The following is a 21,968-nucleotide window of genomic DNA, read 5'->3' on the forward strand; positions in this document are numbered from 1 at the left end:
CTGCCCTGCCGGGCATTTCCCACACAGGTGGGGAGATCGATATGCGGCAAGGTTTTGCCTATATCAACGTTAGAGAATGAAGTGGTGACAGCGCGTCTTGCCGATCTCCCTCCTTGTGGGGGAGATGCCCGGCAGGGCAGAGGGGGTAAGCCACACCCACCGCCCCCCCCAAAGGCTTAAATCTACGACCGAGCCAGCTCCGCCAATTGCGTCATGACCATCGCCGCACCCGCCAGCCTCTTTTCCGGCGTCGGCAGATCGCGGTTCAGGAACAGGCTGTGGTCCGGGCGGATTTTCGCCATCGAGCCCTGCTTGCCAATGTAACCGACAAGCGCTGCCGGATTGGGGAATTCCTTGTTGCGGAACTGCACGACAACGCCTTTCGGCCCGGCATCCACCTTCTCCACATTGGCCGTGCGGCAGAGCGACTTGATGTAGACAATCTTGAGGAGATGCTGCACTTCCTTCGGCAGCGGGCCGAAACGGTCGATCATTTCTGCGCCGAAACCGTCGATCTCGCCTATATCCGCAAGCTCGCCGAGACGGCGGTAGAGACCCATGCGCAGATGCAGATCCGGCACGTAGTCTTCCGGGATCATCACCGAGGTGCCGACCGAGATTTGCGGCGACCAGCCGCTGTCGCGCACCTCTTCGTCACCCTTCACTTCGGCCACGGCCTCTTCCAGCATCTGCTGGTAAAGCTCGAAACCGACTTCCTTGATGTGGCCGGACTGTTCTTCGCCAAGCAGATTGCCCGCGCCGCGAATATCGAGATCGTGGCTGGCAAGCTGGAAACCGGCGCCGAGTGTGTCGAGCGATTGCAGCACTTTCAGCCGCCGCTCCGCCATCGTCGTCAACACCTTGTTGACCGGCAGGGTGAACAGCGCGAAGGCGCGGACCTTGGAACGACCGACACGGCCACGCAGCTGGTAAAGCTGGGCGAGACCGAACATGTCGGCACGATGCACGATCAGCGTATTGGCGGTCGGCACGTCGAGGCCGGATTCGACGATGGTGGTCGAAAGCAGCACATCGTATTTGCCGTCATAGAAGGCGTTCATGATGTCTTCGAGTTCACCCGCCGCCATCTGGCCATGCGCCACCGCCACTTTCAGTTCCGGCACATCCGACTGCAGGAATGCATGGATATCGGCGAGATCGGCAAGGCGGGGGCAGACATAGAAGCTCTGGCCACCGCGATAATGCTCGCGCATCAGCGTTTCACGGATTACCAGCGGATCGAAGGGCGAAATGAAGGTGCGAACCGCCATGCGGTCCACTGGCGGCGTGGTGATGAGCGACAGCTCGCGCACGCCGGTCATGGCCAGCTGCAAGGTGCGCGGAATGGGTGTTGCCGACAGCGTCAGCACATGCACGTCGCTTTTCAGCTCCTTCAGCCGCTCCTTGTGCTTCACACCGAAATGCTGCTCCTCATCGATGATCAGCAGGCCGAGATTGGCGAAGCTTATGCCCGCACCGAGCAGCGCATGGGTGCCGACGACAATGTCGGTCTTTCCATCAGCCACTTCCTTCTTGGTGAGCGCAAGCTCCTTCGAACCCACAAGGCGCGAGGCCTGCTGCACCCGGATCGGCAGACCGCGAAACCGTTCGGAAAAGGTACGGAAATGCTGTCGCGCCAGAAGCGTGGTCGGCACCACCACCGCCACCTGAACGCCATTCATGGCGGCAAGGAAAGCGGCGCGCAAGGCCACTTCGGTCTTGCCGAAACCGACATCGCCGCAGATCAGGCGATCCATCGGCCGCCCGGCACCGAGATCGTCGCGAACAGCGTCGATGGCGTTCAGCTGGTCCTCGGTCTCGTCATAGGGGAAACGGGCGGCAAACTCGTCGTAAAGCCCGTCCGGTGCGATAAGCGCCGGCGCGTGGCGCACCAGACGCGCGGCTGCAATGCGGATAAGCTCGTCGGCCATATCGAGCAGGCGCTTCTTGAGCTTGGCCTTGCGCATCTGCCATGCGCCGCCACCGAGCTTGTCGAGCGTGGCTTCCGCGGCATCAGAACCATAACGCGAGAGAAGATCGATGTTTTCGACCGGTAGGAACAGCTTGGCGTCGTCGGCATAATGCAGTTCCAGGCAGGCGCGCGGCGCGCCCGCTGCCTCGATGGTCTGGAGACCGACGAAGCGACCGATGCCGTGTTCGGCGTGAACCACGAGCGAGCCTTCGTCCAGCCCCGCCACTTCCGCGATGAAATCCGCGCCGCGCTTGCGGCGCTTGGAACGGCGCACCATGCGGTCGCCAAGAATATCCTGCTCGCCGATGACTGCGAGCGTTCCGGTCTCAAACCCGGCTTCGAGGCTCAGCACTGCCGAAGCCGCCTCACCCTTGCCGAGTTTCTCCACCTCTTTCAGCGATGTCACCGGCTTGATCTTTTCAAGCCCGTGTTCGTTCAAGACCTGCAACAGCCGGTCGAGCGAACCTTCCGACCAGCCGGTGATCAAAACCTTCCAGCCCTTGGCCCGGCGCTCGGCAATGTGCTTTACCGCCAGATCGAAAACATTGACCCGCTCTTCGCTGTCGCCTTCCGTCGGTGGACGTGCCCAGCGCGGACCAACATGGGCATCAAGCGTCGCAACCGGGCGGCCTTCGCTATCGTGTTCGTTGAAGGGCGTCAGCCGCACCGCATTGACGCTCGCAAGCGCCGCCTCGAAGCTCTTGCCGTCGAGATAGATTTGCCCAGGCGATACCGGCTTGTATGGCGCGCCCTGCGTCGAGCCCTTGGTCTCGCCGGAAGCCCGCCGCGCCTCGTAATAATCGAGGACCAGCTTGGAGCGTTCCTTCGCCGCCTCGCGCGCCGTATGGTCGGTGACGATACGGAAACCGCTGAGATAATCGAAGGCGGTTTCCAGCTCCTCGTAAAACAGCGGCAGCCAGTGCTCCATACCGGCATAACGGCGACCTTCGGAGACAGCCTGATAAAGCGCATCGTCGCGCGTCGCCGCACCGAATAGCGACAGGTAATTCTTTCGGAACCGGCCGATCGTATCCGGCGTCAGCGTCACTTCGCTCATCGGATTGAGATCAAGCGAGCGCGCCTGTGCGATGGTGCGCTGGCTGGCCGGATCGAAGGTGCGGATGCTTTCCAGCGTATCGCCGAAGAAATCGAGCCGCACCGGCTCTTCGGTGCCCGGCACGAAGACATCGAGAATGCCGCCGCGCACGGCGAATTCACCCACTTCACGCACCGTCGCCACCCGGTCGAAACCGTTGCGCTCCAGCCGCGCGGCGATGTCCTCCATGCGGATCTGGTTGCCGGGCTTGGCCGAAAAGCCCAGGCTCTCGATAACGTCGCGCGGCGCCATCTTCTGCAGCATGGCGTTGACGGTGACGAGAACGATGGCCGGATGCGGTTTCTTGGCGTGATTGATGAGGCCGGCAAGTGCCGCGAGCCGGCGCGCCGAGGTGTCCGCACTCGGTGACACGCGGTCATAAGGCAGACAATCCCAGGCCGGCAGCGTCAACACCGGAATATCCGGCGCGACAAAACCAAGAATCTGTTCGAGATCGGCGACCCGCTGGCCGTCCGACATCACGTAAGCCACCGATGTTCCCGCCCGCGCCATATCGGCGAGCAGTAGGGCTTCCATGCCGGAGGGCACGTTTCCGATGGTCAGCGGCGTATCGGCCGACGCCACCAGCTTTGCATCGAATCCGGCTATCATGTTTCAGGCCTTCAGGGTTTCGGCTGTGACGAGATCGAAATCGGGACGGTAAGAGGCGATCTTCTCGAACAACGGGGTCTGGAATTTTTCCGGCACCGGCAGGGCACCTGTCACCATCTTGACGAGGTCGTTATCCTCTTCCGCCATGATGATTTCCAGCTCGTCGAGCTGATCGTCGGAAAGCCCGGCAATATTGTCTTCCGCAAATTGCCCGAGCACCAGATCCATCTCGCGAATGCCCCGGTGCCAGCAGCGGTAAAGTATCCGCCTGCGCCTCGGATCGAGGTCGGCGCTCGTGCGCACCAGTCCAGTCATCGCATTCACCTTTCGGTTGGCTATTCAACAGGATGTTGATTGCGCCCTCCTATAGAACAGGAGGCGAACGCTTGGAACCGGTTTTTATCGAAATAATGCCACGGCGGCTAAAATCTGCCGGTGATAAACAGCCTTTGTCGGGCGCCACGTCTTGCATAACGCGTCCCCTTCCCCGATTTTGCTGAGCATGCGTCCCGCCATTCTCGATCCGCTATTTGCTTCCGTCTCCACCCTTGCCGGTGTGGGGCCGAAGCTTGCCGACCTTCTGGCCAAACTGCTGAGCCGGGAAAATGCCGACGACACCCGCGTGATCGATCTTCTGTTCCACGCACCATCAAACGTCATCGACCGGCGCAACCGCCCCGGCATCGCGCTTGCCGCTCCCGGCGCCATTGTCACCATCCAGGGACGTGTCGACCGGCATCAGCCAGCTCCACCAGGCAATCGTTCCGCGCCCTACCGTGTTTTCCTGCATGACGAGACCGGGGAACTGGCGCTGACCTTCTTCCGCGCCAAGGGAGACTGGCTTTCCAAGGCCTTGCCCGTCGATGAAGAGGTTCTCGTCAGCGGCAAGGTGGACTGGTTCAACGGCCGCGCCTCCATGGTGCATCCGGATTTCATGGTGAAGCTCTCCGAGGCCGAGAACCTGCCGCTGGTCGAAGCCGTTTATCCGATGACAGCCGGGCTGTCTCCGAAGGTGCTGCGGCGGGCAATTGAAGGCGGACTTTCGAAACTGCCGGTCTTTCCCGAATGGATCGACGAAACGCTGAAGGCCCGGCAGGGGTTCGGCGACGTGGCATCGAGCTTCCGTGAGTTGCACGATCCGCGCGACAGCGCCGATATCGATCCTCAGGCCCCGGCACGCAGACGGCTCGCCTACGACGAATTCCTGGCCGGGCAGCTGTCACTGGCGCTGGTGCGGCAAAGACTGCGCAAGGTCGCGGGCCAGCCGATCCGCGCCAAGGGGGACATTGCTGCAAAAATCCTGTCGCAACTGCCCTTCTCCCTGACGCCGAGCCAGAATGCCTCGGTGAAAGATATCCTGACCGATATGGCCAGCGAGGACCGTATGTTGCGGCTGTTGCAGGGCGATGTCGGCGCGGGCAAGACGCTGGTGGCGCTGATGGCTATGGCAACCGCCGTCGAGGCCGGAGGACAGGCGGTGTTGATGGCCCCGACCGAAATTCTTGCCCGGCAGCATTTCGCCACCATCTCCAAACTCGCCAATGCCGCGGGCATTACGGTTGAGGTGCTGACCGGCCGCACCAAGGGCAAGGAGCGTCGCGAGATCGAAGAACGCGTGGCCTCCGGTGAGGCACAGATCGTCATCGGCACCCACGCGCTGTTCCAGGACAGCGTGAGTTACAAGAACCTCGTGCTGGCCGTGGTGGATGAGCAGCACCGTTTCGGCGTACACCAGCGCCTGCGTCTCACCGCCAAGGGCATCACGCCGCATATGCTTGTTATGACCGCCACGCCCATTCCGCGCACGCTTGTGCTGGCCGCCTTCGGCGACATGGATGTGTCGAAACTCACCGAAAAACCGGCTGGCCGAAAACCCATCCAGACCGTGACAATCCCCACAGAGCGCATCGGCGATATCGTCGAGCGGCTGCGCGCCGCGCTGAAGGAGGGCAAGAAGGCCTACTGGATCTGCCCGCTGGTGGAGGAGACGGAAGAGTCCGACCTGATGTCGGCGGAAGAACGACATGCGGTTCTCTCGCAGATGCTCGGTGCCAATATCGGTCTCATCCACGGGCGCATGAGCGGCCCGGAGAAGGACGCCGCCATGCTGGCTTTCAAGAACGGCGAAACCCGGCTGCTGGTGGCAACGACAGTGGTGGAAGTGGGTGTCGACGTTCCGGACGCCACGATCATGGTCATCGAACATGCCGAACGTTTCGGCCTGGCCCAGCTTCACCAGCTGCGTGGCCGGGTTGGACGCGGTGACGAGGCCTCCACCTGCATCCTGCTCTACAAGGGGCCGCTCAGCGAAAACGGCCGCGCCCGACTTTCCATCCTGCGCGACAGCGAGGACGGCTTCCTGATTGCGGAAGAGGATTTGAAGCTGCGCGGCGAAGGCGAACTCCTCGGCACCCGCCAGTCCGGCACGCCGGGCTTCCGCATCGCCAGCCTCGAAGCCCATGCCGATCTCCTGGAAATCGCCCGCAAGGACGCCGCCTATGTCATCGAGCGCGACCCCGAACTGACCGGCCCGCGCGGCGAAAGCCTGCGCACCCTGCTCTATCTGCACCGCCGCGACGAAGCTATCCGCTTCCTGCACGCCGGCTGAAAGTGAACCGCCATGAACATGATCGACCCACGCCGCCCACCGCCCGCCTTCAGAAAGGGCTACGCGCTCTGCTCACCGCAAAACATCCTGCAACCCGACACCTTCGCCAAAAGCCCGAAGAAAGCGATCGGCAAGGCCTTCAAAAAGCCCGGCCGCAAGAAGGCATGGACCGAGGCACTGGAACAGGGCTGGAGCGTGCGGCTGGTCTACATGCGGCTTTTCGTCCCCGTGTTCCATGCGACCACGACGGGAACAGAGGTGGATGATCTCGATGACGAGGATTGATTTGGTCCATTCAATAGACTAATCTAAAGCGAGATTTAACGCTTAAGGTTAGCCATGCAGATATCCGTAACTGATGCAAAAGGCCAACTGACAGAATTGGTACGACGCGCCGAGGCCGGGGACGAAATCATTCTCACCCGGCATGGTCATGCAGCAGTGCGGCTGGTTCCAGTGGTTGTTGTGGCGGATAAAAAATCCCGCAGGGCCGTGCTTGATAAAGTGCGCGCGGCCGTCGCGACCAAGAGCGACGATGGCCCGGATGCCGCGCATAGTCAGGATTTCCTTTACGACGAGCACGGCCTTCCAAAATGATGGTCATCGATACATCTGCTCTGCTTGCAATCCTGCTTGATGAACCCACAGCAGATGCATGTGCCATGGCTCTCGATACGGATGAACCATTGCTGATATCCGCCGGTACGCTTGCCGAAGCTGTGATCGTAGCGCAAAGACGTGGCCGCAGCCGGGAACTCGAGATGCTGATCGAAGGGCTGAGCGTCGAAATCAAACCCGTTACTGCTAAATCAATCCGTGGCATTTCGGAAGCCTATCGCATCTGGGGAAAGGGTATCCACCCCGCCGGGCTGAATTTCGGAGACTGTTTTGCCTATGAGCTGGCAAAAGCTGAAGGCTGCCCTTTGCTTTATGTCGGCAACGACTTTTCGCAAACAGATATCAGCGGCCTCCTGTAACGCTCAAACCGGCGCAATCATTTTCGGCGGCGTGAAATCCGGAGCCACCAGGCCACCTGAAATCAGCAGTTTCGCCGCGTCTTCCGGTGTCATGTCCAGCATCACGATCTTGTCCTTCGGCACGAACAGCAGGAAACCCGCCGTCGGCACCGGAGTCGGTGGCAGGAAGACGGCAACCATCTCTTGGCCCATCTCGTTGAAGCGATGGGCAAGCTCTCCCTTGACCTCCGAGGATACGAATACCATCGCCCAGGTGCCGGGTGACGGAAACTCTATCAGGCCGACCTTCTTGAAAGAGTTCGAATGCTCTTTCAGAACGGATTCGAACAGCTGCTTGATGCTCTTGTAGATCGGCCGCACCAGAGGCATGCGGTTGAGCACGGATTCGCCGACGCCGACGATCCATTTGCCAATGAGGTTGTTGCCGAGAAAGCCGATGAGCGTGATGCCGATGACGGCGATCAGCAGGCCGAAGCCGGGGATCGCCACATCGAAATACTGCTCGGGATCGTAACGGGCGGGAATATAGGGCTTAACCCAGCTATCCGCCCATTGCAGGAAGCTCCATACCAGCCACATGGTGATGGTGACAGGCGCAAGAATGAGGACGCCCGTGAGGAAGCTGTTGCGCAGACGGGCTGCGAATGAAATTTTGACTGGAATATCGGTCATTTACCGTTCGGAATTAAGCGTTGTCGCTATCGAAACCCGGATGAAAACCGACAATGCCGGATGGAGTTCCGCCATGCAAGCGAAGAACTGTGAAATATTCGTCAGGAATCGCCTTGCCGCTCAGGCCCTCAACATGGCGAAAACCGAAGCGGCCGTAATAGTCCGGATCGCCAGCGACAACTGCGCCAGAAGCACTCAGACGGTCCAGCGCGGCAAGCCCTTCCCGAACCAGCCCCGAGCCGACACCCTGCCTTTGCCGGTCCGGCGCCACCGATAAGGGCGCAAGACAGAACCAGCCGGTCTCGCCGCCCGACAGTGTTACCGGTGAAAAACCGATATGGCCGATGATGCCTTCGCTGTCCTCGGCAACCAGAGAAACAGTCAGCGCACCGGCCTTGCGAAGCCGTTCGACGATCACATGTTCCGTCTTGTCGCTGTAGTCGACGTTACGGAAGGCATCTTCCGTAACGCGAGCAATCGCTTCTTCATCACCTTGCCGCTCCGGCCGGATGATCATTCCACCGTCACCGATTTCGCCAGATTGCGTGGCTGGTCCACATCCGTGCCCATGAAGACGGCGGTGTGATAGGCCAGCAGCTGGATCGGCAGCGAGAAGACCATCGGCGCGATCAGCTCGTCGACATTGGGCAGCGTGATCGTCGCCATGGTGTCGAGCTTGGACGCAGCGGCGCCCTTCTCGTCGGTGATGAAGATGATGCGGCCACCGCGCGCGGCCACTTCCTGCATGTTCGAAACGGTCTTTTCAAAGAAGCGGTCATGCGGCGCGATGACGATGACAGGCATGTTCTCGTCGATCAGTGCGATTGGCCCATGCTTCAGCTCGCCGGCTGCATATCCTTCGGCGTGGATATAGGAAATTTCCTTGAGCTTCAGTGCGCCTTCCAGCGCCAGCGGGAAGCTGGTGCCGCGGCCGAGATAAAGTACATCCTTGAAGCGCGACAGATCGCGCGACAGCGCCTCGATCTGCGGCTGGATGAGGTTCAGCACCTTGCTCATGATGCGCGGCATCTCGATAAGCTGCTGCACAAGCTCCTTTTCCTCGCCCGGCTTAAGCGTACCGCGCGCCTTGCCCGCGGCAACCGCGAGCGAAGCGAGCACGGCAAGCTGGCAGGTGAAGGCCTTGGTGGAGGCCACGCCGATTTCCGGGCCGGCGAGGATCGGAAAGATCGCATCCGATTCGCGCGCCATGGTCGATTCACGTGTATTGACCACTGCGCCGATCTTCAGTCCCTCTTGCTGGCAGTAACGCAAGGCCGCCAGCGTATCGGCGGTTTCGCCCGATTGCGAAATGAACAGCGCGGCCTGCGTGGGAACGAGCGGGATCTCGCGGTAACGGAATTCCGATGCGACATCGATTTCCACCGGCAGGCGCGCGTAACGTTCGAACCAGTATTTGCCGATCAGGCCGGAAAGATAGGCCGTGCCGCAGGCGGAAATGGCAAGGCCGGAAAGCCTGGCGAAATCGATCGCCTTATCGGCATCCTTCACGGTTTTGGAGGCGAAATCCACATAGTGGCTGAGCGCATGGGAAATGACTTCCGGCTGCTCATAGATTTCCTTTTCCATGAAATGGCGGTGGTTGCCCTTGTCGACCACGAAAGCCGTCGCCTGCGAAATCTGGCGCTCGCGTTTCACCGGCTTGCCGGAGAAATCGATGATTTCCGCACCGTCACGGGTCACGATGGCGCAGTCGCCATCCACCAGATAGGTGATCTCATTGGTGAAAGGCGAAAGCGCGATCGCGTCGGACCCCAGGAACATCTCGCCCCTGCCGTAACCGACGGCAAGCGGCGGGCCGGAGCGCGCCGAAAGCAGCGTATGGGGATCGTCCTGAAACATCACCACCAGCGCATAGGCACCGGTCACATGGTTCAGCATCTTCAGCATCGCCTCGCGATGGCCAAGCCCTTCGCGGGTGTATTTTGCCAGAAGCTGCGCCACCACTTCGGTGTCGGTCTGGGTGGTGAAGGTTGCACCCTCGGCGCTCAGTTCCTCGCGCAATTCGGAGAAGTTTTCGATGATGCCGTTATGAACGACGGCAACGCCTTCGACGAAATGCGGGTGGGCGTTGGTTTCGTTCGGCACGCCATGCGTCGCCCAGCGCGTATGCGCGATGCCGACGACACCTGGCAGCGGCTTTTCAGAGACCAGCTTTTCCAGATTGAACAGCTTGCCTTCCGCCCGGCGACGGTCCATCGCGCCATTGTCGATGGTGGCGACACCCGCCGAATCGTAACCGCGATATTCGAGGCGCTTCAGCGCATCGACAAGCCGTTCAGCAACGGGCTGCGTTCCGACAATTCCGACAATTCCGCACATATATTTCTCCAGACGGCGATCTCTTCACCGAAACTTCCAGAGTATTTCCGCCTTTCCCTGAAATGCGAAAATACACCACCTTTTTGTTCTGATGCATTTCCGGACGTAAAACCGCTGCGCACCTTTACTGGAAATGCTTTAACCGTTTCTCTGAAATCGGCAATTATCCCGCCGGTCACTTTCAGTATCGCTCGGTAACGTCATCTAAGAGGATTTTTTCTTCGCTTCCTTCAGCGCTTTCGCCCGCTCGCGCAACGCGACCGCCCTGCCCGGTTTCACCTCCTGGCGCGCGCGCCCGAAAGCCAGCGCATCGGCAGGCACGTCATCGGTAATCACGCTGCCGGAGGCGATATACGCCCGCTCTCCAATGGAGACGGGAGCAACCAGCGACGAATTCGAGCCGATGAAGCTGTTGGCTCCGATCCGCGTTTCGGACTTGTTGTAACCGTCATAATTGCAGGTGATGGCACCCGCGCCGATATTGCTGCCTGCACCCACGAAAGCATCGCCGATATAGGTCAAATGGTTGACCTTTGCGCCCTCGCCGATCTCGGCCTTCTTGACCTCACAGAAATTGCCGACCTTGGCGTTGGCGTGCAGGTTTGCACCCGGACGCAACCGCGCAAAGGGACCGACAACCGCACCCTCGGCCAGATAGGCCCCTTCCAGATGCGAAAATGCATGAATGATCGCACCCGGCTCTATCGTCACGCCGGGACCGAAAACGACGTTGGGCTCGATCAGGACATCCTGACCGATCTTCGTATCGAAGGAAAGAAATACTGTCTCAGGCGCGATCATCGAAACGCCGTCGACCATCAATTCGTGACGGCGGCGCTCCTGCCAGAGCCTCTCGATGAAGGCGAGTTCAGCGCGGTTGTTGCAGCCGGTCAATTCCTTTTCCGGCGCATCGATGGCAATGGCGCGGCGGCCAAGAGAACGGGCGATCTCGACGATGTCAGTCAGATAATATTCGCCCTTCACATTGCTGTTGCCAATCCGATCCAGCAGATCCAGCGCATTGCGGCCGTTGATGGCCATTAATCCGCTGTTGCACCAGGTGACCTTGCGCTCCTCGTCGGTGGCGTCCTTTTCCTCGCGGATCGCGACCAGCTCGCCATTCTCGACCAGAAGCCGCCCGTAACCCGTGGGACGGTCAGTATGGAACCCGATAACGGCGACATCGGCACCGTCGGCAATCGCCTCGCGCGCCCTGTCGAGCGTGGCTGAGGTGATGAGCGGCACATCGCCATAAGCGACGATGACATCGTCAAAACCGCGTTCGATCGCCTCGCGTGCGGCAAGAACCGCATGACCGGTGCCCTTGCGTTCCTTTTGCAGGAAAGCCTCGACCTGCAGGCCCTTGAGACTTGCCGCAGCAGCGACATTGTCGGCATCGCGCCCGACCACCAGCGCCACCGCGCCGACGCCCGCTCCAGCAACAGCCTCCACCACATGCCCGATCATCGGGCGTCCAGCGACCGGATGAAGCACCTTGGACTTCGAAGACTTCATGCGCGTGCTGTCGCCCGCTGCGAGAATAACGGCTAGAGAGCTGCGCTCCATAAGACCTCCAACACCTCGTCACCGGCCACAGGCGGCCCGGACAGGGGCAATGTTTGACTTTACGCCGGCCGGCACTGCGGACGGGCGTATGGGTGATTTCTTTCCGGCACTGCTATAACGGCGCCCCACTTAAGAAACCATGCAAATCTCCACCAAATTTCCACGCCGATTTTCATCAAACGTGATCAGCGGCAGGCTGGCATGATCTATGGGCGGGAGTTACGGGCCGTGAATTCGAGTATCTGCTGACGGCCGTTTTCAATCAGCCTTTCCATCTCGCGCCGGGCTGCCCCCTCATCACGCAGGCGAAACGCTTCGACGAGTCGCAGGTGAGAGGCAGACACGTCGGAAATCTCGTTGGGATCGGCTTCCGGGTTGCTCATCCGGAAAATGCCCGCCAGCGCCGCCTTTATCAGCGAACCGACGGTGCGCATGAACGGGTTGCCGGACATTTCGGTGATGAGAACGTGGAAATTCATATCCGCAAGCGCGCGCTTTTCCTTGGAATAAGCCGTGTTGCCCATCTCGTTGGCGTAAGCGACAAGCCTTGCGATATCGGCGTCTTTTGCCCTGGCGGCAGCAAGACCCGCGCCATAGGGTTCGAACGCCTGGCGGATATCGTAGAGATGCAGCAGGAATTCCTCGCTGACACCAGCCTCGAAGTGCCAGAGCAGCACCTCGCTGTCGAACATGTTCCAGCTTTCGCGCTCCGTCACACGGGTACCGATGCGCGCCTTGGGGGAGATCATGCCCTTGGCGGTGAGCGTCTTCATCGCCTCGCGAAGCACCGTTCGAGAGACTTTCAGCCGCTCCATCAGCTCGGCATCGCCCGGCAGGATGTCACCCGTCTTGAAAACTCCGGACACGATATCGAGACCGAGCTTGTGAACGACCTGAGCATGATTTGTCCGCAACTTTCGAAAACCGATCGCCGCATCGAGCATTCCGCGCTGCAAATTCCATGTCCTTCCGTTCGGTTGAAGATGTAAAAATCGCGCCTGACTTGTGTAATCCAGGAAAGCAGCCCGATTTTCAACGCAGAATACAGTGAAAAACATCAACGCGCGTGAAAAGCAAAGCCAAACTTCGTTCGAACAATAAAACACATCAAAATAACAAAGACCGCGCATGAATTGCATGCGCGGTCCCGTTAGCAGCTAGTACCTGCGTGTCACATTATTGCGGCAACTTGTCGTCCACGCCGGCAACGTAGAAGTTGAGGCCGAGCAGAACGCCGTCTTCAGCCTTCTCACCCGCCTTCAGCCATTCCGAACCGTCCTGCTTCTTCACCGGACCGGTAAAGGGGTGCAACTCGCCCGACTTGATCTTGGCTTCGGTTTCCTCAGCCATCTTCTTCACGTCATCAGGCATGTTGGTGTAAGGCGCCATGGTCAGGATGCCGTCCTTCAGGCCGTCCCAGATGGATTCGGACTTCCACGTGCCGTCAAGCAGGGCCTGCGTGCGCTTGATGTAATAGGCGCCCCAGGTGTCCTTGATCGCGGTCAGCTGTGTCTCCGGACCGGCCTTGATCATATCGGAAGCCTGACCGAAGGCCTTGATGCCGCGCTCGGCTGCAACCTGCATCGGAGCCGTCGTGTCGGTGTGCTGCGTCAGGATATCGACGCCCTGATCGATAAGCGCCTTGGCGGCATCGGCTTCCTTGCCGGGGTCAAACCAGGTGTTGGCCCAGACGACCTTGACCTTGAACTCAGGATTGACGGACTGCGCGCCAAGAACGAAAGCGTCGATGCCCATCACCACTTCCGGGATCGGGAAGGAAGCGATGTAGCCGGCAACACCCTTCTTCGACATCTTTGCGGCGATCTGGCCCTGAATGTAGCGGCCTTCATAGAAACGCGAATTGTAGGTCGCGACGTTTTCGGCGGTCTTGAAACCGGTGGCGTGCTCGAACTTCACCTTGGGGAACTTCTGGGCAACCTTAACGGTCGCATCCATGAAGCCGAAGGAAGTGGTGAAGACCAGCTCACAGCCGGAACGTGCCATGCGCTCGATGGCGCGTTCGGCATCCGGGCCTTCCGGAACGCTTTCGAGGAACGGCGTTTCGATCTTGTCGCCGAAATGCTTCTGCAGCTCTTCGCGACCGATTTCGTGCGCCTGCGTCCAGCCGCCATCAGTGCGGCTGCCGACATAGATGAAGCAGACCTTCTTTGCGTCGGCGGCCTCAGCCGAAGAAACGACGCCTCCAAGAGCCGCTATGGAAGCAGCAAGTGCGATGACCAGTTTTTTCATTTTTACCCCTGTTTGGTTTGGAGACTGGAAGTTTTTCTCACCGGTCCGGCACGAAGGATTTGCCCAGTGATGCCGGCGTGTTGATCAAGGTCGTGCGGCGATTATGCGAGATGATGACCAGCACGACAATAGTTGCGATATAGGGCAGCGCCGAAAGCAGTTGCGACGGCACGCCAATGCCGAATGCCTGGGCGTGCAACTGCCCGATGGTGACAGCGCCGAACAGATAACCGCCTGCCAGCACCCGCCATGGACGCCAGGACGCGAAGACGACGAGCGCCAGTGCAATCCAGCCACGACCGGCCGACATGTTTTCCACCCATTGCGGCGTATAGACCAGCGAAAGCTGCGCGCCAGCAAGCCCCGCGCACGCACCGCCGAACATGACAGCCAGATAGCGTGTGCGAATGACGTTGATGCCAAGCGCATGGGCAGAACCGTGATTGTCGCCGATGGCGCGGATCTTGAGACCCGTGCGGCTCTTGAACAAAAACCAGCTTATGCCGGCAACGAGCGCGATGGACATGTAGAAGATCAGGTCTTGCCGGAACAGCAAGGGGCCGATGAAGGGTATCTCCGACAGCACCGGAAAGACGATGGGCTGCAGCTTGACGCCCGGCAGGCCAACGAAGCTTTCGCCCAGCATGCCGGAAACGCCAAGACCGAGAATGGTCAGCGCAAGTCCCGTCGCCACCTGGTTGGTAACGAGCGTCAGCGTCAGGAAACCGAAGAGCAGCGAGAAAACCGCGCCCGACGCGATACCGGCCAGAATGCCGAGATAGGGCGAACCGGTCATATGCGCGGCAGCGAAAGCGCAGACCGCACCCATGATCATCATGCCCTCGACGCCGAGATTGAGGACGCCGGAGCGTTCCGCCACCAGCTCGCCCGAGGCGGCAAGGACGAGCGGTGTGGCGGCAGTGATGACCGTGAGAAGGATGGCCTGAAGCATATCCATCATGCCGCTCCTTGGCTGTTATGCGCCTTGCCGGTGAAGACGACCCTGATGCGGTAGAAGATCAACGTATCGCAGGAGAGTACGAAGAACAGCATCAGCCCCTGAAACACGCGCGTCACCTTGTCCGACACACCGATGGAAAGCTGCGCCGCCTCACCACCAAGATAGGTCAGTGCAAGCACCAGCCCGGAGAGGATGATACCGAGCGGATTGAGGCGGCCGAGAAAGGCGACGATGATCGCGGTGAAGCCGTAACCCGGAGAAATGCTGGGCTGAAGATGGCCGATGGAGCCGGAGGCTTCCGAAATGCCCGCAAGCCCGGCAAGCGCGCCGGAAAGCAGCATCGAAAACCAGACCATGCGGCTCGATGAGAAACCGGCAAAACGCCCTGCCCGCGCCGATTGGCCAAGAACCGTGACCTCGAAGCCTTTCAGCATGTAACGCATCATGAACCACAGCGCGATGGCCGCCACGATGGCAAACACGAAACCCCAATGCGCCCGGCCCGATGCCAGCATTTCCGGCAGCACTGCGCTCTCGTTGAAGGGCTTCGTCTGCGGGAAGTTATAGCCGCCCGGATCGCGCCAGATGCCGCGCGTCAGCCAGTCGAGAAAAAGCTGCGCGACATAGACCAGCATCAGGCTGACGAGGATTTCGTTGGTGTTGAACTTCGTCTTCAACAGCGCCGGAATACCGGCATAGAGTGCGCCGCCGATGGCGCCCATAACCAGCATCAACGGCAGGATGAGTGGCGAATGCCAGTCCGGATAAAGCACCGGCAGGATGGAACCGGTGATCGCGCCGATGGTGAATTGTCCTTCCGCGCCGATGTTCCAGTTGTTGGAGCGATAACAGATAGACAGGCCAACCGCGATCAGGATCAGCGGTGCGGCCTTGATCGCCAGCTCATGCAGCGACCAGACCTCCAGCAGTGGCTCGATGAAAAAGGCGTAAAGCGCATCAAGCGGATTTTTACCGAGTATGGCGAACATGATGGCGCCGACGAGCAGCGTCAGCACCAGTGCCAGAAGCGGCGAGAGAAGGGTAAATAGCTTCGAGATCCCTGCCCGTTTTTCAAGCTCAATGCGCATGCTGGGCGGCTCCTGACTGTGTGTGGACGCCGCCCATCAGCAGGCCGATCTTTTCAAGCGTCATGTCTTCCACCGGATAGGCCTGCGAAAGCTGCCCATCGGAAATGACCGCGATATTGGTGGCGACCTCGAAGATTTCATCTAGGTCCTGGCTGATGACGATGACGGCAGAGCCGGCTTTGGCGAGATCGACCAGCGCCTGCCGGATACGGCTCGCCGCCCCCGCATCCACACCCCATGTCGGCTGGTTGACAACAAGTACGGCCGGTTGACGATCGAGTTCGCGCCCGACGATGAATTTTTGCAGATTGCCGCCCGACAGAGATCCCGCCAGCGGATCTGCCCCGCTTTTGCGCACATCCATGGTTTCCGATATGCGCCGCGCCGCCGCCTTGATAGCTGAACCCCTGACGATGCGCAGAAAACCGCCCGTCAGAAAGGCCTTACGGTCGGAGCGCGCCCGCGCCAGCAGAAGATTGTCGGAAAGGCTCATGCCGGGAACGGCGGCATGGCCGTGGCGCTCCTCGGGTACGAAACCGGCGCCCATCAGCCGTCGGCCATTGATGCCGATGCGACCGACCGGCTTGCCGCGGAGATGGATCGCATCATTATTATAGACGGGATATTCGCCCGAAAGCGCATCGAACAACTCGCCCTGCCCGTTTCCGGCAACCCCGGCAATCGCCAGCACTTCGCCGGCGCGCACAGTCATGGAAACCGCTTTCAACGCCACCGCAAAGGGCGTGCGTGGCGCAACGGAAAGCCCCATGACCTCGATCTGCGGTTGACCGAGGGCATCGCCCGTCGGTCGCGAAACGCTTGCGACATCGCCACCCACCATCATGCGCGCCAGAGATGCCGGTGTTTCCTTGCGCGGATCGCAGGCGCCCGTAACCTTGCCATGGCGCAGAACGGTGGCGCGGTCGCAGATACGCTGCACCTCTTCCAGCCGGTGGCTGATATAAAGCACCGAACGGCCTTCGGCCTTCAGCTTCGCCAACGTCTCGAACAGCTTGTCCGCCTCCTGCGGTGTCAAAACCGAGGTCGGCTCGTCGAGAATGATAAGGCGCGGGTTCTGCAACAGGGCGCGCACGATCTCGATACGCTGGCGCTCGCCAACCGAAAGATCGGCGACATGCGCATTGGGATCGAGCGGCAGGCCATAGGCGCGCGAAAGCTGTTCCGCTTCCTTGGCGATTTCCTTCAATGAAATTTTCGGGTCCAGCGACAGGGCGATGTTTTCAGCAACCGTCAACGCCTCAAACAGGGAGAAATGCTGGAAGACCATGCCGATGCCGAGCCTGCGGGCCTCGCTTGGCGAACCTATGGAAACCGGCTGACCCTGCCAGACGATATCACCCTCGCTCGGCGAGAGCACGCCGAACAGCATCTTGACGAGCGTGGACTTGCCCGCGCCGTTTTCACCCAGAAGCGCGTGGATTTCGCCCGGCGCTATATCGAGGTCGATGCCGTTGCATGCGGCGAAATTGCCGAACAGCTTGGTCAGCTTGCGAACCGACAGGAGAGGCACGGCCTCCGGCGCCATAGTTCCAGTCACGAATTCCCTCTCTACACCGGCTACCCATGCTTTCTTCGAAGCATTTCAGCAACCGTGGTCATTGTTCCCAATCAGGCTACAACACGTATGCAATGCTGCGCGATCATGATTTATTGATAACTGTTTTGCTGCTGCGCACAACTGAAAAAGACGTTGCTTAAATGCAATTTGCACAAGCAATAAACGGCTTTACGCTTTTCTTATTTCGCGCCGAGCGCGGGGAAAAACTGCAATATTCCGCCGATGCAGTAGAGATAAAGCCCGCTCGCTACAAAGCCGATCACCGCCCAGGACGGCGTTTCGAAATGCATCAGCAACGCATAACCGCCAAGCGCGCACCAGACGAACACGATTGCCAGATTAAGCGGCCGCAATCGCTTCACGCGCACCGGATGCAGGAAATTGATCGGCAGGAATGTCAGGAACACCGAGACCGTAACGACCGTCATGGCTGTTGTGGCGCTGGCATCCATGACGAACAGCGTGAACACCACCATGTTCCACACCACCGGAAAGCCGGAGAAGAAATATTCGTCCGTCTTCATGCCCATGTCGGCATAATAGATGGCGCTCGACACCACGATCATGCCAGCCGCAACGAAGGACAGCGGCTCGCCGATCATGCCGCTCTGGTAAAGCGCAAAGGCGGGCAAGAGCACATAGGTGACATAGTCGATGATATTGTCGAGCGTATCGCCGGACCAGTTGGGCAGAACTTCCTTCACCCGAACCTTGCGGGCGATGGGTCCGTCAATGCCATCCACCAGCAGCGCAAGCCCCAGCCACCAGAACATGTCGACAAAGCGGTGTTCGGAAGCGGCGACGACGCCAAGAAAAGCCAGGAATGACCCGGATGCCGTCAAAATATGAACGGAAAAGGCGCGGATTTCCGCGTAGGGAACACGCTTGTAGTTGAAAATTTTCATGGTCAGCGTCTGCGCCCCGCTTTTCATCCGCCCTGTTCATTCCGGTATGCGGCCATTCACCACGCTTTGCAACCGGCTGATCTGGCTTATCCTAGGACTAATATAGCGGTACAACCAACGAATGTTTACGCCGGGATGTTCCGGGGTCAAAGTGGATTTACCCACGCAAAGCCTTTATGATGCCTTGGAAATAACAACGGATCAGGACCATGAGACACTTCGATATCGCCATCACTGGTGCGGGACTTGCGGGCCAGATTGCGGCCATAGCGCTTGCGCGGGCGGGCCGCCACGTGGCGCTTGTTGCGCCCTCCAGCGAAAAGAAGGACCGGCGCACGACGGCGCTGATGGACCAGTCGATCCGCTTCATGGACCGGCTTGGCCTCTGGTCGCGCATAGCCCCTGCCGCAGCCCGTCTTTCCACCATGCAGATCATTGACGGCACCGACCGCCTGCTGCGCGCGCCCACCGTGCAGTTCCGTTCCTCTGAAATCGGGCTGGATGCATTCGGCTGGAATATTCCCAATGAGGCGCTGCTTGGCGTGCTTAGCGAAGCGGTCGAACAGGAACACAATATTACCCGCTTCGAAACCACCGCCGAGACGATTGATATCGGCAACGACCGTGTATCGGTAACACTTGGCGATGGTGAAGCGCTCTCCGCAGATTTTCTGATCGGCGCGGATGGCAGGAAGTCGATGGTGCGGGATGCAGCCGCAATTGGCGCCAAATCCTGGTCCTATCCGCAGACGGCCATCGTTTTGAACTTCAGCCATAGCCGGCCGCACGGCAATGTCTCGACAGAATTCCATACGCCCACGGGACCTTTCACGCAGGTTCCCCTGCCCGGCGACCGCTCCAGCCTCGTCTGGGTTGTCACTCCAGCGCAAGCGGAAGAGTTGACGGCACTGCCGCTTGAAGCGCTCAGCCTCAAGGTGGAGGAGCGCATGCAATCCATGCTCGGCGCCGTTACGGTGGAAGACAGCGTGCAGGCATGGCCACTGTCTTCCATGACCGCGCATCGCTTCGGCAAGGGCCGCGTCGCCCTGATCGGCGAGGCTGCACATGGTTTCCCGCCCATCGGCGCACAGGGTCTGAACCTCAGCCTGCGCGACATCATCGCCCTCACCGAACTGCTCGGCGCCGTCTCCGACCGCCCGATTGCGGCGGATGCCGGCAGCAGCTTCGACCGCAAGCGGCGGGCGGATGTCTACACCCGCACCCTCAGCGTCGATCTCCTCAACCGGTCGCTGCTTTCCGATCTACTGCCGGTGCAGATGGCGCGTGCGGCTGGTCTGCATGTGCTATCCGGCATCGGCACGCTCAGAAGCATGGTCATGCGCGAAGGCATCGAGCCGGGGCGCGGGCTGAAGGCCCTGCCCTCGCTGCTGTTCGGCAGCTTCAAAAAGGCTGGATGAAATAAACCACGCCCGTCAGCGTGAAGACGGAAAGCACCGTCGAGATCAGGATCGTCGCCGACGCCCTCTCCTGCCAGACGTGATATTGCTGACCGATGACGAAGACATTTGTCGCGGTCGGCAAGCCCGCAAGCAGCACGGCGGAATAGATCCATACCGGTTCGAACCGCCCGAGCGACGAGAGCACAAGATAAGCGGCAAGCGGATGCAGGATAAGCTTTGCCGGGACGATATAGCTGATTTCGACCGGCACCCGCTTCATTGGCCGCAGCGCCAGCGTGACACCCATGGCAAACAGAGCGCATGGTGCTGCCGATTGCGCCAGATAATCTACCAGCCGCTGCACCGCCTCCGGCGGCTGCCATGACAGCGAAGCGGCCAGAAAACCGGCGATTACCGACACGATGAACGGGTGAGTAATGACCTTGCGCGCCACATCCAGCGCAAGCCTTGCTGCAGAGCGCTTGTCACCGCCCGCAACCGCCATCATCGCCGGTGCGACGATGAAATGGGCGGCGTTTTCGAGACAGACGATCAGCGCGACGGGCACTGCCGCTTTTTCACCGAGCGCCAAAAGCGCAAGCCCCGGACCCATATAGCCAATATTGCCGTAGCTTGCCGCGAAACTCTGGATCGTCGTTTCGGCGAGATTGTTCTTTCTCACGAACCGGCCGATCAGGAACACAGCCAAGAAAATGCCGTAGGTGCAGGCAAGACTGGCGGCAACGAAATCCATGCGCGTCAGTTCTTCCACCGGCGTTTTCGACACCAGCTTGAAAAACAGCGCCGGAAGCGCCGCATAGATGATGAAGGTGTTCAGCCAGCCCATCGCCTCGACCGGCTGTTTCGTTATGCGCGCCGCGCCGTAGCCGATGAAGATCAGGCCGAAAAACGGCAAAAGCAATCCGACGATATCGGCCACAGTCTTTCCCCCGCGTATAAAATACGCGGGGAGGCTTAGCCGATTTTCATCAGGATCGGAAAGGTCTCCTGGAACCAGATCGCCACATTGGTGATGAAACCGGTCATGAAAGCGAGGCCGGTGAGCACCAGCAACACACCCATCAGCTTTTCCACAAGACCGAGATGGCGGCGGAAACGGACGAGGAAACGCATGAAGGAACCGGAAAAGGCTGCAGCAATCCAGAATGGCACCGCAAGGCCAAGCGAATAGACCGCAAGCAGCATTGCGCCATCTCCAACCGTGTCACGCGAGGCGGCAACGCCGAGGATCGCGCCGAGGACAGGACCGATGCAGGGCGTCCAGCCGAAGGCAAAGGCGAGGCCCATGACATAGGCGCCGGAAAGCGTGGCCGGTTTGCCCGCCCCATGAAACCGCGCCTCACGCGAAAACAGGCCAATGCGGAAAACACCGAGAAAGTTAAGGCCCATCAGGATGATGATGAAGCCGCCAATCTTGGCGAGAATATCGAGGTTCTGGCGCAACAGCGTGCCGATCGTCGAAGCACCGGCACCCAGCGCCACGAAGACCGTGGCAAAACCGAGCGTGAAGAAGAAAGCCGAAAACAGCACGGCCCTGCGGATTTCGGGCCGCGGCGCGGTATTCTCCGTCCTGAACTGCTCCACCGAAACACCGGCCATATAGCAGAGGTAAGGCGGCACCAGCGGCAGGACGCAGGGCGACAGAAATGACAGGGCACCGGCCAGAAGCGCGCTGAACAGGGAAATATCGGCAATCGACAAGAAAGAACTCCGCATTGACGCATGTCTCCCAAAAGCGGGAATCGGTTTTGGGATAACGTCACGCGCAAAAAGATCAGCAAGGCACGTCGCGATTCCCGAGATTCGCCGCGTTTCACGCTCTCATTTTGGCGCATGCCATTGCCGCAAAACGATTTCACCCGTTTGCCAGACATGTCTGACGCCGCTTTTATCCCCAGCCGCCCCCTCTCTCCAATCACCT

Annotated in this window: 19 protein-coding genes; 5 read left to right on the plus strand and 14 right to left on the minus strand. The window is 59.9% G+C overall.

The features are described from left to right. Positions 1 to 182: 182 nt before the first annotated feature. The gene (gene mfd, locus QE432_RS21460; protein ID WP_065702434.1) at positions 183 to 3,680 is read right to left on the minus strand and encodes a transcription-repair coupling factor; all 3,498 of its coding nucleotides are present in this window, start codon (positions 3,678 to 3,680) and stop codon (positions 183 to 185) included. Positions 3,681 to 3,683: 3 nt separating this feature from the next. After that, positions 3,684 to 3,995, minus strand: coding sequence for an FAD assembly factor SdhE (locus QE432_RS21465; protein ID WP_003515739.1), 312 nt, complete (start codon positions 3,993 to 3,995; stop codon positions 3,684 to 3,686). 187 nt (positions 3,996 to 4,182) lie between these two features. On the opposite strand from QE432_RS21465, the gene recG reads away from it, so the two are divergent. From recG to QE432_RS21485, 4 genes are read left to right on the plus strand one after another with little or no spacing between them, the layout of a single operon-like run. Beyond that, positions 4,183 to 6,288 carry an ATP-dependent DNA helicase RecG gene (recG, locus tag QE432_RS21470; RefSeq protein ID WP_306625577.1) on the plus strand — a complete coding sequence of 702 codons (2,106 nt, stop codon included), beginning with the start codon at positions 4,183 to 4,185 and terminating at the stop codon, positions 6,286 to 6,288. 12 nt (positions 6,289 to 6,300) lie between these two features. Continuing rightward, on the plus strand, positions 6,301 to 6,573 hold the full coding sequence (locus QE432_RS21475) for a hypothetical protein (protein ID WP_019566116.1): 273 nt from the start codon (positions 6,301 to 6,303) through the stop codon (positions 6,571 to 6,573). A 54-nt stretch (positions 6,574 to 6,627) separates the two neighbouring features. Further along, the gene (locus QE432_RS21480; RefSeq protein WP_003515745.1) at positions 6,628 to 6,885 is read left to right on the plus strand and encodes a type II toxin-antitoxin system Phd/YefM family antitoxin; all 258 of its coding nucleotides are present in this window, start codon (positions 6,628 to 6,630) and stop codon (positions 6,883 to 6,885) included. Beyond that, positions 6,882 to 7,265 (plus strand): type II toxin-antitoxin system VapC family toxin, encoded by a 384-nt coding sequence (locus tag QE432_RS21485; protein WP_035198363.1) that lies wholly within the window; start codon positions 6,882 to 6,884, stop codon positions 7,263 to 7,265. Before QE432_RS21480 ends, QE432_RS21485 begins: the two co-directional genes overlap by 4 nt. 3 nt (positions 7,266 to 7,268) lie before the next feature. Here QE432_RS21485 and QE432_RS21490 read toward each other — a convergent pair whose 3' ends face one another. From QE432_RS21490 to pcsA, 10 genes are all read right to left on the minus strand, one after another. Continuing rightward, the gene (locus QE432_RS21490; protein ID WP_003515749.1) at positions 7,269 to 7,937 is read right to left on the minus strand and encodes a DUF502 domain-containing protein; all 669 of its coding nucleotides are present in this window, start codon (positions 7,935 to 7,937) and stop codon (positions 7,269 to 7,271) included. 13 nt (positions 7,938 to 7,950) lie between these two features. Further along, the gene (locus tag QE432_RS21495; RefSeq protein ID WP_111804480.1) at positions 7,951 to 8,454 is read right to left on the minus strand and encodes a GNAT family N-acetyltransferase; all 504 of its coding nucleotides are present in this window, start codon (positions 8,452 to 8,454) and stop codon (positions 7,951 to 7,953) included. Then, positions 8,451 to 10,277, minus strand: a complete 1,827-nt coding sequence (gene glmS / locus QE432_RS21500; RefSeq protein WP_080798336.1) for a glutamine--fructose-6-phosphate transaminase (isomerizing) — start codon at positions 10,275 to 10,277, stop codon at positions 8,451 to 8,453. Before glmS ends, QE432_RS21495 begins: the two co-directional genes overlap by 4 nt. Positions 10,278 to 10,481: 204 nt before the next feature. Next, positions 10,482 to 11,843 carry a bifunctional UDP-N-acetylglucosamine diphosphorylase/glucosamine-1-phosphate N-acetyltransferase GlmU gene (gene glmU / locus QE432_RS21505; RefSeq protein ID WP_003515755.1) on the minus strand — a complete coding sequence of 454 codons (1,362 nt, stop codon included), beginning with the start codon at positions 11,841 to 11,843 and terminating at the stop codon, positions 10,482 to 10,484. Between the two features lie 206 nt (positions 11,844 to 12,049). Beyond that, positions 12,050 to 12,787, minus strand: a complete 738-nt coding sequence (locus QE432_RS21510; protein WP_003515757.1) for a FadR/GntR family transcriptional regulator — start codon at positions 12,785 to 12,787, stop codon at positions 12,050 to 12,052. A 232-nt stretch (positions 12,788 to 13,019) separates the two neighbouring features. After that, positions 13,020 to 14,093 (minus strand): BMP family ABC transporter substrate-binding protein, encoded by a 1,074-nt coding sequence (locus tag QE432_RS21515; protein ID WP_003515759.1) that lies wholly within the window; start codon positions 14,091 to 14,093, stop codon positions 13,020 to 13,022. Positions 14,094 to 14,130: 37 nt separating this feature from the next. Next, a complete protein-coding gene (locus tag QE432_RS21520) occupies positions 14,131 to 15,051 on the minus strand; it encodes an ABC transporter permease (protein ID WP_019566110.1) in 921 nt (306 codons plus the stop codon). Next, positions 15,051 to 16,142 carry an ABC transporter permease gene (locus QE432_RS21525; RefSeq protein ID WP_013636336.1) on the minus strand — a complete coding sequence of 364 codons (1,092 nt, stop codon included), beginning with the start codon at positions 16,140 to 16,142 and terminating at the stop codon, positions 15,051 to 15,053. Before QE432_RS21525 ends, QE432_RS21520 begins: the two co-directional genes overlap by 1 nt. Continuing rightward, a complete protein-coding gene (locus tag QE432_RS21530) occupies positions 16,132 to 17,688 on the minus strand; it encodes an ABC transporter ATP-binding protein (RefSeq protein ID WP_162632921.1) in 1,557 nt (518 codons plus the stop codon). The genes QE432_RS21525 and QE432_RS21530 overlap by 11 nt, the downstream gene beginning before the upstream one ends. 212 nt (positions 17,689 to 17,900) lie before the next feature. Next, positions 17,901 to 18,626, minus strand: a complete 726-nt coding sequence (gene pcsA, locus QE432_RS21535) for a phosphatidylcholine synthase (RefSeq protein WP_111790347.1) — start codon at positions 18,624 to 18,626, stop codon at positions 17,901 to 17,903. 209 nt (positions 18,627 to 18,835) lie between these two features. On the opposite strand from pcsA, the gene QE432_RS21540 reads away from it, so the two are divergent. Further along, positions 18,836 to 20,044, plus strand: coding sequence for a UbiH/UbiF family hydroxylase (locus QE432_RS21540; protein WP_121556663.1), 1,209 nt, complete (start codon positions 18,836 to 18,838; stop codon positions 20,042 to 20,044). Here QE432_RS21540 and QE432_RS21545 read toward each other — a convergent pair. Both QE432_RS21545 and QE432_RS21550 read right to left on the minus strand, forming a co-directional pair. Further along, entirely contained in the window at positions 20,028 to 20,966 is a 939-nt protein-coding gene (locus tag QE432_RS21545; RefSeq protein ID WP_003515770.1) for an AEC family transporter, read from the minus strand. The genes QE432_RS21540 and QE432_RS21545 overlap by 17 nt on opposite strands. A 35-nt stretch (positions 20,967 to 21,001) precedes the next feature. Further along, positions 21,002 to 21,748, minus strand: a complete 747-nt coding sequence (locus tag QE432_RS21550; RefSeq protein WP_038492850.1) for a cytochrome c biogenesis CcdA family protein — start codon at positions 21,746 to 21,748, stop codon at positions 21,002 to 21,004. Positions 21,749 to 21,968 lie beyond the last annotated feature (220 nt).

The organism is Agrobacterium sp. SORGH_AS_0745, from assembly GCF_030818995.1.
GTDB classification, from domain to species: domain Bacteria; phylum Pseudomonadota; class Alphaproteobacteria; order Rhizobiales; family Rhizobiaceae; genus Agrobacterium; species Agrobacterium tumefaciens.

Bases quoted from the DNA above. Each gene is read 5' to 3' on its own strand.
- mfd (WP_065702434.1), bottom strand. From the start codon at position 3,680: ATGATAGCCGGATTCGATGCAAAGCTGGTGGCGTCGGCCGATACGCCG.
- QE432_RS21465 (WP_003515739.1), bottom strand. From the start codon at position 3,995: ATGACTGGACTGGTGCGCACGAGCGCCGACCTCGATCCGAGGCGCAGG.
- recG (WP_306625577.1), top strand. From the start codon at position 4,183: ATGCGTCCCGCCATTCTCGATCCGCTATTTGCTTCCGTCTCCACCCTT.
- QE432_RS21475 (WP_019566116.1), top strand. From the start codon at position 6,301: ATGAACATGATCGACCCACGCCGCCCACCGCCCGCCTTCAGAAAGGGC.
- QE432_RS21480 (WP_003515745.1), top strand. From the start codon at position 6,628: ATGCAGATATCCGTAACTGATGCAAAAGGCCAACTGACAGAATTGGTA.
- QE432_RS21485 (WP_035198363.1), top strand. From the start codon at position 6,882: ATGATGGTCATCGATACATCTGCTCTGCTTGCAATCCTGCTTGATGAA.
- QE432_RS21490 (WP_003515749.1), bottom strand. From the start codon at position 7,937: ATGACCGATATTCCAGTCAAAATTTCATTCGCAGCCCGTCTGCGCAAC.
- QE432_RS21495 (WP_111804480.1), bottom strand. From the start codon at position 8,454: ATGATCATCCGGCCGGAGCGGCAAGGTGATGAAGAAGCGATTGCTCGC.
- glmS (WP_080798336.1), bottom strand. From the start codon at position 10,277: ATGTGCGGAATTGTCGGAATTGTCGGAACGCAGCCCGTTGCTGAACGG.
- glmU (WP_003515755.1), bottom strand. From the start codon at position 11,843: ATGGAGCGCAGCTCTCTAGCCGTTATTCTCGCAGCGGGCGACAGCACG.
- QE432_RS21510 (WP_003515757.1), bottom strand. From the start codon at position 12,787: ATGCTCGATGCGGCGATCGGTTTTCGAAAGTTGCGGACAAATCATGCT.
- QE432_RS21515 (WP_003515759.1), bottom strand. From the start codon at position 14,093: ATGAAAAAACTGGTCATCGCACTTGCTGCTTCCATAGCGGCTCTTGGA.
- QE432_RS21520 (WP_019566110.1), bottom strand. From the start codon at position 15,051: ATGGATATGCTTCAGGCCATCCTTCTCACGGTCATCACTGCCGCCACA.
- QE432_RS21525 (WP_013636336.1), bottom strand. From the start codon at position 16,142: ATGCGCATTGAGCTTGAAAAACGGGCAGGGATCTCGAAGCTATTTACC.
- QE432_RS21530 (WP_162632921.1), bottom strand. From the start codon at position 17,688: ATGGCGCCGGAGGCCGTGCCTCTCCTGTCGGTTCGCAAGCTGACCAAG.
- pcsA (WP_111790347.1), bottom strand. From the start codon at position 18,626: ATGAAAATTTTCAACTACAAGCGTGTTCCCTACGCGGAAATCCGCGCC.
- QE432_RS21540 (WP_121556663.1), top strand. From the start codon at position 18,836: ATGAGACACTTCGATATCGCCATCACTGGTGCGGGACTTGCGGGCCAG.